The sequence below is a fragment of the uncultured Salinisphaera sp. genome (assembly GCF_964012375.1).
In the GTDB taxonomy this organism is placed as follows: domain Bacteria; phylum Pseudomonadota; class Gammaproteobacteria; order Nevskiales; family Salinisphaeraceae; genus Salinisphaera.
In genome coordinates this window covers 19734-31047 of record NZ_CAXGSH010000042.1, presented here as the reverse complement: position 1 = coordinate 31047, position 11314 = coordinate 19734, and the positions used below count along the sequence as shown (strand labels likewise).

Here is an 11314-nt window from a genome sequence, read left to right as displayed (position 1 = left end):
AGTCCGGGCCGTGTCTCAGTCCCGGTGTGGCTGATCATCCTCTCAGACCAGCTACTGATCGTCGCCTTGGTAGGCCGTTACCCCACCAACAAGCTAATCAGACCTAGGCTCATCCTTCTGCGCGAGGGTAGAAGAGCCCCGCTTTGCTCCTTAGAGATTATGCAGTATTAGCCCGAGTTTCCCCGGGTTATCCTCCACAAAAGGGCAGATTCCTAGGCATTACTCACCCGTCCGCCGCTCGACGCCCATCCGAAGATGTCGTTTCCGCTCGACTTGCATGTGTTAGGCCTGCCGCCAGCGTTCAATCTGAGCCAGGATCAAACTCTCCAGTTTAATTACTTCTCAACTGGTGCATGACCGAAGTCATGCAATGAGTCATCCCTAGCGTTAAACGCTTTGGATGCTCTATTAGGGCTTGGCTTATCACCATCCCCTGGGAGCACCCACACAAGTCATTTGCATATTGTTAAAGATCTGCAACAGAACGCTGTTAGGCTTAATGCCGTTTGGCGTCCTTGCCGTTGCGAGAGAGCGTATTCTACGCTGATCGGCCGGGCTGTCAACAACTTTTTCAAATTAATTTGAAAAGATGTTTGGCCTGAACTTCAGGCCGTATCACCCATGCGCCAGCTGTTAGCTTTTGCTCGGGTGACCGCATTTAATCTCAAGCAAGCGCTTTTGATCGTCTGCGAACAATCCAACCGGATCCGTTAATTACTATTGTAATCAACGCTCTACACATTTTTAAAGAGCAGGCTTGCCGTTGAATGCTGTTGCGTTTTCAGCGGCTCGCCGTGTTGCGAGAGGGCGTATTCTAGGGATATCGAGAGGGGTGTCAACGAATTTCGTGAATTTTTTTTGAAAAATTTCGAAAGCCTTGTCATGACAGGCTTTGTGAGCCACCCCGTTACCCCTGCACAAGAGCTACTCGCGCAATCCTGCGTTTCCCGACCTGGATGAGATGCTCGTGTCCGGGGGCCAATTGCAGGCTCGGGTCGCTGATTCGATCGCTATCGATACGTACCGCTCCCTGCTTGATCAGCCGAATCCCTTCGCCATTGCTCTGGGTAAGCCCCGCTTCGCGTAGCAGAGCGGCCACTTGTAGCCCGGCTGCATCCACCACGAGCGTCGTTAGCTCCAGGTCTTCGGGCACGACCCCATGACTAAAGCGCTCGACGAACGCTTCGTGCGCACGCTTGGCCGCCGCCGCACCGTGGAAGCGCGTTACGAGCTCGCCAGCCAAGCGGTACTTCAGGTCACGCGGGTTGGCGCCCTCGTCCACTTCGCGTCGATAACCCTCGATCACGCCGACGGGCTCGAACGACAGCAGCTGGAAGTAGCGCCACATGAGCTCGTCGGAAATCGACATGAGCTTGCCGTATTGATCGTTGGGGGCCTCGTCGATGCCGACATAGTTGTCCAGCGACTTCGACATCTTGTTGACCCCGTCGAGGCCTTCGAGCAGCGGCATGGTCAGAACCGCCTGCGGCTTCTGCCCGTATACCTGTTGCAGATGCCGCCCCATCAGCAGGTTGAACTTCTGATCGGTGCCGCCGAGCTCGACATCGGCCTTGAGTGCGACCGAGTCGTAGCCCTGTATAAGGGGATACAGAAACTCGTGGATCGCGATCGACTCGTTCGCCTTGTAGCGCTTGCTGAAGTCGTCGCGTTCCAGCATTCGCGCCACGGTATGCGTGGAGGCGAGCTTGATCATGTCCGCACTGCTGAGCTGATTGAGCCAGGCGGAGTTAAGAACGACGCGCGTGCGCTCGGGATCGAGCACCTTGTATATCTGGGCCTCATAGGTGGCCGCATTTTCGGCCACCTGCGTTTCATCCAGAGGCTTGCGGGTCACGTTCTTGCCGGTCGGATCGCCGATGCGGCCGGTGAAGTCGCCGATCAGAAAGACCACATCGTGGCCGAGATCCTGAAAGGTACGCATCTTGTTGAGCAAGACCGTATGCCCCAGATGCAGGTCCGGCGCGGTCGGGTCGAAGCCCGCCTTGACGACTAGCCGCTCGCCGTCACGCCCGGCCTGCTCGAGGCGCGACTGAAATGCCTCTTCGGGAATGATCTCGTCACAACCCCGGCGAATTTCGCCCCATATATCCTGCATCGGCGAACGACTCCCTGACTCTGTTCGAGTTGGTTCAAACGCGCAGTCTAGCGGTTTCGCACTTGGCAAGCACCCAGCTTTATGCTTTTCTATCCGGATAAATGCGGGCCGGATAAAGGGGCTACCCGCAAAAAATTCCCTGCTTTACAAGCACTGCTCGGCGTCTATTTTATGGGCAAGATCGATACCGATTATCTCTGGCTGCACGATGAGCCACCGCAGCCGAGCTCACGCCTACGCCGGCTCGCACTCATCTTAGTGATACCGCTGATCGGCGGCGCCGCCTGGCTTACGGCAAGCCCGCAGACCACGCTATTGGATGAGCGCGACCCGCAAAACGTCTCTTCATCAGACGCTTCTGCCGACGACCTCGACTCCGAGCAGGTCGATGCCTCGGTTGGCCCCGGCAGCGCGAACGTCGCCGCGGCCAGCGAATACGCAGCGGCGAGCGAGCTGTCCGAAGAAGAACTTGCTGCGAGCGACGGCGACGCCAACGCTCTCGATGTGCCGATTGCGCCGACCACCGCCGACCAGGCCAGCAGCGAATCGGGCAAGATTGAGCGTAGCGACTCTGCCCAGCAGCTGAGCTCGGTCGTCGATGCCAGCACCGGCATCGATACCGGCGCGGCCTCGGCACAAATACCCGTTGCGCGCCCGGCGCCGTCGGGCCCGCGTTGGCACGACGTCACCATCCGCAAGGGCGACACCCTGTCGATCGCATTCAGCCGTAACGACCTGTCCTACGCCGATTCGCTCAAGATCGCGCATATGAAAGAGCACGGCAAGCGCTTTACCCGCGGCTTGCGAGCCGGCGACACGATGAAGGTCAAGGCAGACGCCGATGGCCACGTACTTGCCATCGACTTCCCGATCGACCCGCTGCACACCCTGCAGGTGCGCCCGCACAAGAAAGGCTATCAGGGCGACATGGTGCTCACCGACGTCGAGCATCGCAGCGCCTACGCCAGTGGCACGATCAATACCAGCTTTTACGTGGACGCCCTGGAAGCCGGGCTGTCCGACCGACAGATCATGAAGCTGATCGAGATTTTCGGCTGGGATATCGATTTCGCTTTCGATACCCGCCCCGGCGACCGTTTCGTGGTGGTCTACGACGAGCTCTATAAGGACGGCGACAAGATCGCCAACGGCGACATACTGGCCGCCGCGTTCGTCAATCGTGGCCGAGATGTGCGCGCGGTGCGCTACGACGAGGCTGGCGACGAACAAGGCACGGTGTATTACTCGCCGGATGGCCGGGCGATGAAGAAAGCCTTCATTCGCACGCCGGTGGACTACACGCGCATCAGCTCGGGCTTCAACCTGTCGCGCAGCCATCCGATCCTGAATCGGATCCGCCGCCACGAAGGCACCGACTACGCCGCGCCCACCGGCACACCGATCAAGGCCACCGGCAACGGCCGTATCGTCTTCCGCGGACGCCGCGGCGGCTACGGCAACATGATCGTGGTACGACACGACTCGCACCTGTCGACCCGTTACGGCCACATGTCGCGGTTTGCCAGTGGCCAGGGCGTGGGCAGCAAGGTCAAGCAAGGCGAGATCATCGGCTATGTGGGTATGAGCGGCCTGGCCACCGGGCCCCATCTGCACTACGAATTCCGCGTTGACGGCAACCCGAAGGATCCGGAGCGCGTGGACCTGCCCAAGGCCCTGCCGCTGCCCAATGAGTACATGGCTGATTTCCGCAAGCACTCGGCGCCGCTGCTCTCGCAACTGGACTCCTTGACCCATACCGAAGTCGCCAGCGCCGACCGCTCATCCAACGCCGAGGCCAGCGCCGCCAACTGATCGGCGTGCCGCCTCGACGTTCGCAATTCACAGGCGCCGCCAGACCTTCTCGAGGAGACGCCCGGTGACGGCAGCAACCGCAATCCGTTCGCGACGCATTCCGAATGAGTGAGTCGCGCTATTACGTCGGCCTGATGTCGGGTACCAGCGTGGACGCCGCCGATGCGGCCGTGGTGCGCTTCGATGCCGATGGCAACCACCCCCGGATTCTTGCCACCCATGCCGAGGCACCCGACGCCGGTCTGCGCGACGACCTGCTGCATCTTTCGCAGCAGGTTGCCGGCGTATCGCTGGCCAAGTTCGGTGAACTCGACCAGCGCGTGGGCGAGTGGTTCGCGCGCGCCGCGATCGCCGTCATGGACAAGGCGCAGGTGAGCACGACCGACGTCGACGCCATCGGCAGCCACGGCCAGACCGTGCGCCACGAGCCCGATGCCCGCTATCCGTTCAGCCTTCAGCTTGGCTCGCCCAGCCGCATCGCGGCCCGAACGGGCTGTCGCGTGGTCGGTGATTTTCGCAATAGCGATATCGCCGTCGGCGGCCAGGGCGCACCGCTGGTGCCGGCGTTCCATCGCAGCGTCTTCGCCAACGCCCAGCGCCATCGCGTGGTGGTCAATATCGGCGGCATCGCCAATCTCACGGTATTGCCCACCGGCGCGGTGGACGATCCGCACGCGGTGACCGGCCTCGATACGGGCCCCGGCAACGCGCTAATGGATGCCTGGATCGCGGCGCACCTCAAGCGCCATTACGATGCGGATGGACAGTGGGCGGCCAGCGGCCATGTAGACGACGGCCTGCTAGCCCACATGATGGCGGATCGTTATTTCGCCCGGCCGGCACCAAAGAGTACCGGGCGTGAATACTTCAACCTCGACTGGCTGCGTGCCCAGATCGACAGCCTCGCCGCGCGGCCCAGACCCGCCGATGTCCAGGCCACCCTGTGCGAGTTCACCGCCCGCACTATCGCCCAGGCCATTGACGACTATGGCCCGGGCGACGAGCAGGTGCTTATCTGTGGTGGCGGCGTACGTAATGCCGAACTGCGGCGGCGCCTCGAACAGCTGCTTGCGCCCCGCCCGCTCGCCCCGACCGACGAGTACAACGTCGATTCGGACTGGGTCGAAGCCGTGGCCTTCGCATGGCTGGCCATGCGTACGGTCAAAGGCCTGAGCGGCAACGTACCGGGCGTGACCGGCGCTCGCGCGCCCGTGGCCCTGGGTGGCATCTACCAGGCAGCCCAGCTGGACAACTGACCAACCCGTTCAGCCTGCCCGCGCAGGCCGCCGGCGAGCCTCCGACGCAACAGTGAATTGCCCCTCATGAGGAGCAAAGCGCGCTGAGGCTCAAGCAGCGAAGGCGTTACCGCAGCCGCAGGTGATCGTTGCATTCGGATTGCGGATCACGAACTGCGCCGCGCTGCGCGCGGGTTTTGCTTACGCAAAACGTTGGCATCCTTGTGCACCCCGTTCGCCTGCGGCGACACCCCTCACGAGGGGCAAGGCGCGCTGAGGCTCAAACAGCGAAGGCGTTATCGCAACCGCAGGTGGTCGTTGCACTGGGGTTGCGGATCACGAACTGCGCCGCGCCGCACGCGGGTTTTGCTTACGCAAAACGTTGGCATCCTTGTGCACCCCGTTCGCCTGCGGCGACACCCCTCACGAGGGGCAAGGCGCGCTGAGGTTCAAACAGCAAAGGCGTTGCCGCAGCCGCAGGTGGTCGTTGCATTGGGGTTGCGGATCACGAACTGCGCCGCGCTGCGCGCGGGTTTTGCTCGCGCAAAACGTTGGCATCTTTGTGCACCCCATTCGCCTGCGGCGAATAGCCCCTCACGAGGGGCAAGGCGCGCTGAGGCTCAAACAGCGAAGGAGTTGCCGCAGCCGCAGGTGGTGGTCGCATTCGGATTGCGGATCACGAACTGCGCGCCTTCTACCCCGTCCGAAAAATCGATTTCGGCGCCGCTGAGGTAAAGCACGCTCATGGGATCGACCAGCAGGGTCACGCCCTGCTTTTCGATGAGCGTGTCGCCGTCCTCGACGTTCTCGTCGAAGGTGAAACCATATTGAAAGCCCGAGCAACCGCCGCCGGAAACGAATACACGCAGCTTTAGCGCATCGTTTTCTTCGTCTTCAAGCAGTTCCTTGACCTTGATCGCCGCGGCGTCGGTAAATACCAGCGCGGACTGGTCTTCTTCCATGGCGTGTGTGGCGGTACTCATAAGCTTTCGATTCCGTGGACCGGATGGTTCCTATCATATGACATCGGTGCAAGCTCGGGCTATTCAAGCCCCTGCCGACGAATTAGCGCCTAGGGCAGCGCGCCCGGCATCGCCAGCGCACGGGTTTCGTCGACGCCGATCATGAGGTTGAAGCACTGCACGGCCTGGCCGGCCGCGCCTTTCACCAGATTGTCGATCACCGACAACACCACCGCGGTATCGCCGTCGCCGGGCCGGTGCACGGCCATACGGCACATATTGGCGCCGCGTACGTGCCGCGTTTCCGGCATGGCGCCTGCGGGCAGCACATCTACAAAGGGCTCGTCGGCATAGGCCTTTTCATAAAGAGCCTGCAGATCGTGCCCAGCCGCATTGAGCTGGCCATACAGGGTGGCATGAATGCCGCGAATCATCGGCACCAGATGGGGTACGAAGGTCAGCCCGATCTTGGCGCCGGCCAACGCCGCCAGCGACTGGCGAATTTCCGGCAGATGACGATGGCCGGCCACGCCATAGGCCTTGAAAGACTCCTGCATTTCCGCGAACAGAAAACCCGGCTTGAGCGATTTACCGGCGCCGGAGACGCCGGTCTTGGCGTCGGCGATCAGCCGCTCGACGTCGACCAGCCCTGCTTCGACCAGCGGCTTGAAGCCAAGCACGATAGCGGTGGGGTAGCAGCCCGGCGCCGCTACCAGCTGCGCGCCGGCAATCTGTGCACGATTGAGCTCGGGCATGCCGTAGACCGCGCGTTCGATGAGCTCCGGGCAGGCATGATCCACGCCGTACCAGGACGCCCATTCACCGGCATCCTTGAGGCGAAAGTCCGCGGACAGGTCGATGACCCGCTTTCCCGCATCGAGCAACGCCGGTACGTCATGCATGGCCGCAGCATGCGGGGTGGCAAAGAAAACCACGTCGCAGTCAGCCAGGCTCTGCGTTGAGGGCGCGACGAAGTCCAGGTCGATTACGCCGCGCAACTGAGGATAGGTTTCGGCAACGGGCGTACCCGCATCGCCGCGCGAGGTGACCGCAATGACCTCGGCGTTCGGATGCGCGCTGAGCAGGCGCAGCAGCTCGCCTCCGCCATAGCCGGTGCCGCCGACGATTCCGATGCGTTGTTTCTCGGTCATGATGTTTGCTGAAATAAGCCGCTAAACCGCGCATAATAACGCGCAAGCCTTCGCCCTGCGCGCTCGCGACCCAACCCAGGTTTTCGCTACCCGGATACGAGCTCTTGCACGTACGCCCCTTCCATGGCCGCTGAACGCTCGCTGCGCCGCTCGCTGCGCGAAAGTTGGCAGGGCCGCATGGACTCGATGCGCCAGCATCTGGCCGATGTCGAGAACACCCCCGGCCTGAGTCTTCTGTGCCTGCTCGGCGCAACCACCGGCGCGCTCTGCGGCCTGGTGATCCTGGCCCTTCATACCGCCATTCATCTGCTCCAGGATCCGCTGTTCGAGCTGTTTGGCGTCAGCGGCGCCGGCTTTAGTGAAACCAGCGTGGCGTTTCGCGTGGCGGTGCCGCTGCTGGGCGCGCTGCTGCTCGGGCTGATCGTGGAATGGGTGCTCAAATCCGCCGAATACGGCATCGTTCATATCATCGAACGGCTGGTCTACTACCAGGGCGTGCTGCCGGTAAAGTCGGCGCTGGCCGAGTTCACCATGTCGGTCCTGGCTCTGACCACCGGCCAATCGGTCGGCCGCGAAGGCGTGGCCGCGCATACCGGCGCGACCACCGGCAGCTGGCTGGGGCGCCGACTGGATCTACCCAACAATAGCGTGCGCACCCTGGTGGGCTGCGGCGCGGCCGCAGGCGTTGCCGCCTCGTTCAATACGCCTCTGGCCGCGGTCATCTTCGCCATGGAAGTGGTGATGATGGAATACACGATCGCGGGCTTTGCCCCCATCATTCTGGCCGCGGTCTCGGGCTCGCTGGTGACGTTCACGTTTACCGACGTACATCCGCGCCTGGTCGCCGAATATTCCGGCTTCGCCCCCATCGAACTGCCCTATCTGGCATTCGTCGGCGCCGTCGTGGGCATCGCCGGTGCCGGCTTCACCCGCCTGTGTGGTGCGCTGGTGCCGGTACTGGCCAAGATCCGTATCAGCCTGCGCATTGCGCTCGCGGGACTGGTCACCGGCCTGCTCGCCATTCAGTTCCCTCAGATCATGGGCCTGGGTTTCGATACCGTGAACGGTTCATTGGCCGGCCAGTACGCGGTCGGCATGGCTCTGGGCATTGGCGTGGCGAAGCTGATCGCCACCAGCTTCGCGACCGCGGCCGCTATTCCTGGCGGCGTGATCCTGCCCACCTTCGTGATCGGCTCGGCGCTGGGCAGCGCGCTCGGCACCCTCGGCGCCATGCTGCTGCCGGGCGATGCCACCGATGCCGGCCTGTATGCGCTGCTGGGCATCGGCGCGATGATGGGCGCGGTATTGCAGGCGCCGCTGTCCGCGCTGGTCGTGATCCTGGAACTGTCCGGCCAGACCGGGCTGGTGCTGCCGGGCATGCTGGTGGTCATCGCTGCCCTGGTCGTATCGCGCCGGATCTCCGTGTCCGAATCCCTGTTCCGGCTGTTGCTGCGCCGGCGCGGGCTGGATTATCGCAACGATCCGATTTCGCAGTACCTGCGCCGTGCCAGCGTGCTTTCGGCGATGAACCGGCGCTTTCGTATCGTCGAACCGAAGATCGATCGCGCCGCGCTCGATGAAATTCTGGAAAACAAGATCGACTGGCTGCTCATTCGCTCGCGCGAGCAACGGGCCAGCCTGATGCGCCCGAGCGATGTCGCGCGTTTTCTCAATCAGGAGGAAAACGACGAGATCGAGGAGGTCGATCTGTACAAGATCCCCGGCAAGCGCATGGATGCCTATTCCATCCACGTCCGGGCCAGTCTTCAGGAGGCCTTCGACATGGTCAATCGCAACGAGGCCGAAGCATTGATCGTGGAGCGCAGTGTCGTGGGCAGCAACGCCATCACCTACGGCGTTCTCACACGCGAAGCCATCGACGGCACCTATCGGCCCTAGGGCCTGTCGTGCATCCACGACGGCGCCACACCCTCTACAATCCCCAAGTCCAAACCAAGAGCCGAAACCGGCTTTTCTACAGGAGTTTCGAATGCTTTTATGGGTCAAGGCCTTTCACGTGATCTTCATGGTGACGTGGTTTGCCGGTCTGTTCTACCTGCCGCGCATCTTCGTCTACCACGCCGACACCACCGATGAGATCGGCCACGATCGTTTCTGCACCATGGAAAAGCGGCTGGGCATTCTCATGTCGATCGGCGCCGCGCTGACCATTATCTTCGGCCTGTGGCTGCTCGCCGGCTATGGCGGCGCCTGGCTGGCCGCCAACGGCTGGATGCACGCCAAGCTCCTGCTGGTGCTCGGGCTGATCGGCTATCACGGCTGGTGCCAGGTTCAGGTCAAGAAATTTCGTGAGCGCCGCAACACCGGCAGCGCCGGCTATTTCCGGCTCATGAACGAAGTGCCCTCGATCTTTCTCGTCGTGATCGTGATTCTGGCGATCGTCAAACCGTTCTGACACCGCGACGCCAAGCATGAAAAAGGCCCCGTCGGAGATGATCCGACGGGGCCTTTGCAACTGCAGCGCCCCAAGACCGGGGTAACGGCTTATTCGCCGGTATCCGGGTCCTGATTGATGTTGGCGCCGATCTGGGACTGGTTATAGTTCTGCTCGCCCATGTGCTTGATCATGTCGAGCTGGGTCTCGATGAAGTCGATATGCCCTTCCTCATCGGCCAGGATCTCGGCGAACAGTTCACGCGTGACATAGTCGCCGACCTGTTCGCAGTGCGTGATCGCTTCCTTGTAGTAGGCATGGCCTTCGTACTCGGCCGCCAGGTCACATTCGAGCATTTCCTTGGGATTCTCGCCGATGCGCAGCTTGCCCAGGTCCTGCAGGTTCGGCAGGCCGTTGAGGAACAGGATCCGCTTGATGAAGCGATCCGCGTGCTGCATCTCCTCGATCGACTCCTGGTATTCCTTCTTGCCGATCTCGAAGAAGCCCATGTCCTCGTACATGCGGGCATGCAGGAAATACTGGTTGATCGCGGTCAGCTCAAGCTTGAGCGACTTCTGCAGATACTCGATGACTTTCGGGTCGCCTTTCATGGCCATTCCTGTGCTTTGAGCCGATAACTGGCCCACAAGCTTAGCCGACCATCCACGGCTGTACAATCATCACGAGGCCAATCACGGGTCGGCTGCCGGCCGACGCCCGTCACACGGCGATAGCCGAGTCAGCCGGTCGCGGCCAGCGGCTCGCCGGTGGCAATTACCCGGATGGGCGCCACCTGCCTATGCTTTTGCTGGTGACATTCGTTGAGAACGTCGCGAGCACACTGCGCACAGCGGCCGCAGCAACCAGCCACGCCCAGACGCTTGCGCAACTCGCGCATGCTGCACGCGCCTTCGCCGTACGCATCGCGAATCTGACAATCGGTTACTGCATTACAAACACAAACGTACATGGGCCACCTCCGACATGCAGTAAAACGCGAATGAGAATGAGTGTCAATACCAATTTATCGTTACATCATTCGCTGTAATTGTCAGTCTACACTGACAGCATTTCGGTTGCACGCAGGCGATGGCCGTGCTGCCCGTGGGTCCGGGCAGTCATTGCAGATATAAAAAGGGTGCGTGCCGCCTACTGGGTTTGCAGACAGCGCGAGAGCTCATCCAGCGCGAGCCGATAGACCTGGCGCTTGAAGAATACGACTTCGTTGACCGGCTGCCAGTAGTCTACCCAGCGATAGCCATCGAACTCGGGCTTGTCGCAGGCATCGAAACGCACGCAGGACTCCGGGGCGATGAGTTCGAGCATGAACCATTTCTGCTTCTGCCCGATACACAGCGGCTGGCGGTTGCGCCGCACATAGCGTTTCGGCAGCCGATAGCGCAGCCAGCGGCGGGTCGACCCGATCATGCGTACATGCTCCGGTTTCAGGCCGACCTCTTCCTCGAGTTCGCGGAACAGCGCCTGCTGGGCATTCTCGCCCGCATGGATTCCGCCCTGCGGAAACTGCCACGATTGCTGGCCGATCCGCTTGGCCCAGAACACCTGGCCGCTTTGATTGCTTAAGATGATGCCGACGTTGGCCCGAAAACCCTGCGCATCAATCACGACGACGCCCTCGGTAT

10 protein-coding genes and 1 rRNA gene are annotated in these 11314 nt (G+C 61.7%); 4 read left to right on the top strand and 7 right to left on the bottom strand.

All coding sequences use genetic code 11. The features are described from left to right. Nucleotides 1-333 (bottom strand): 16S ribosomal RNA (locus tag ABNU97_RS09190); the annotation flags it as partial. Nucleotides 334-907: 574 nt separating this feature from the next. Beyond that, the gene (gene tyrS, locus ABNU97_RS09185) at nucleotides 908-2116 is read right to left on the bottom strand and encodes a tyrosine--tRNA ligase (protein WP_348766435.1); all 1209 of its coding nucleotides are present in this window, start codon (nucleotides 2114-2116) and stop codon (nucleotides 908-910) included. Nucleotides 2117-2287: 171 nt separating this feature from the next. Here tyrS and ABNU97_RS09180 point away from each other — a divergent pair, with 171 nt between their 5' ends. Further along, entirely contained in the window at nucleotides 2288-3928 is a 1641-nt protein-coding gene (locus tag ABNU97_RS09180; RefSeq protein ID WP_348766434.1) for a M23 family metallopeptidase, read from the top strand. Nucleotides 3929-4032: 104 nt separating this feature from the next. After that, the gene (locus ABNU97_RS09175) at nucleotides 4033-5184 is read left to right on the top strand and encodes an anhydro-N-acetylmuramic acid kinase (RefSeq protein WP_348766433.1); all 1152 of its coding nucleotides are present in this window, start codon (nucleotides 4033-4035) and stop codon (nucleotides 5182-5184) included. 599 nt (nucleotides 5185-5783) lie between these two features. Here ABNU97_RS09175 and erpA read toward each other — a convergent pair. Both erpA and argC read right to left on the bottom strand, forming a co-directional pair. Further along, nucleotides 5784-6146: an iron-sulfur cluster insertion protein ErpA gene (gene erpA / locus ABNU97_RS09170; RefSeq protein ID WP_021031722.1), complete on the bottom strand. Its 363-nt coding sequence runs from the start codon at nucleotides 6144-6146 to the stop codon at nucleotides 5784-5786. Between the two features lie 89 nt (nucleotides 6147-6235). Next, nucleotides 6236-7276, bottom strand: a complete 1041-nt coding sequence (gene argC, locus ABNU97_RS09165; RefSeq protein ID WP_348766432.1) for an N-acetyl-gamma-glutamyl-phosphate reductase — start codon at nucleotides 7274-7276, stop codon at nucleotides 6236-6238. A 123-nt stretch (nucleotides 7277-7399) separates the two neighbouring features. Here argC and ABNU97_RS09160 point away from each other — a divergent pair, with 123 nt between their 5' ends. Then, nucleotides 7400-9175, top strand: a complete 1776-nt coding sequence (locus ABNU97_RS09160) for a chloride channel protein (protein ID WP_348766431.1) — start codon at nucleotides 7400-7402, stop codon at nucleotides 9173-9175. A gap of 91 nt (nucleotides 9176-9266) precedes the next feature. Next, nucleotides 9267-9692, top strand: coding sequence for a CopD family protein (locus ABNU97_RS09155; protein ID WP_348766430.1), 426 nt, complete (start codon nucleotides 9267-9269; stop codon nucleotides 9690-9692). 89 nt (nucleotides 9693-9781) lie between these two features. On the opposite strand, the gene bfr is transcribed toward ABNU97_RS09155, so the two are convergent. From bfr to ABNU97_RS09140, 3 genes are all read right to left on the bottom strand, one after another. Beyond that, a complete protein-coding gene (gene bfr / locus ABNU97_RS09150; RefSeq protein WP_348766429.1) occupies nucleotides 9782-10282 on the bottom strand; it encodes a bacterioferritin in 501 nt (166 codons plus the stop codon). A 128-nt stretch (nucleotides 10283-10410) separates the two neighbouring features. Then, nucleotides 10411-10641, bottom strand: a complete 231-nt coding sequence (locus ABNU97_RS09145) for a (2Fe-2S)-binding protein (protein WP_348766428.1) — start codon at nucleotides 10639-10641, stop codon at nucleotides 10411-10413. Between the two features lie 179 nt (nucleotides 10642-10820). Continuing rightward, nucleotides 10821-11297 (bottom strand): RNA pyrophosphohydrolase, encoded by a 477-nt coding sequence (locus tag ABNU97_RS09140; RefSeq protein ID WP_348766427.1) that lies wholly within the window; start codon nucleotides 11295-11297, stop codon nucleotides 10821-10823. Between the last annotated feature and the right edge of the window lie 17 nt (nucleotides 11298-11314).

Excerpts from the sequence above, each read along its gene's own strand:
- tyrS (WP_348766435.1), bottom strand. The coding sequence starts at position 2,116 with ATGCAGGATATATGGGGCGAAATTCGCCGGGGTTGTGACGAGATCATT.
- ABNU97_RS09145 (WP_348766428.1), bottom strand. The coding sequence starts at position 10,641 with ATGTACGTTTGTGTTTGTAATGCAGTAACCGATTGTCAGATTCGCGAT.
- ABNU97_RS09155 (WP_348766430.1), top strand. The coding sequence starts at position 9,267 with ATGCTTTTATGGGTCAAGGCCTTTCACGTGATCTTCATGGTGACGTGG.
- argC (WP_348766432.1), bottom strand. The coding sequence starts at position 7,276 with ATGACCGAGAAACAACGCATCGGAATCGTCGGCGGCACCGGCTATGGC.
- bfr (WP_348766429.1), bottom strand. The coding sequence starts at position 10,282 with ATGAAAGGCGACCCGAAAGTCATCGAGTATCTGCAGAAGTCGCTCAAG.
- ABNU97_RS09180 (WP_348766434.1), top strand. The coding sequence starts at position 2,288 with ATGGGCAAGATCGATACCGATTATCTCTGGCTGCACGATGAGCCACCG.
- ABNU97_RS09175 (WP_348766433.1), top strand. The coding sequence starts at position 4,033 with ATGAGTGAGTCGCGCTATTACGTCGGCCTGATGTCGGGTACCAGCGTG.
- erpA (WP_021031722.1), bottom strand. The coding sequence starts at position 6,146 with ATGAGTACCGCCACACACGCCATGGAAGAAGACCAGTCCGCGCTGGTA.
- ABNU97_RS09160 (WP_348766431.1), top strand. The coding sequence starts at position 7,400 with ATGGCCGCTGAACGCTCGCTGCGCCGCTCGCTGCGCGAAAGTTGGCAG.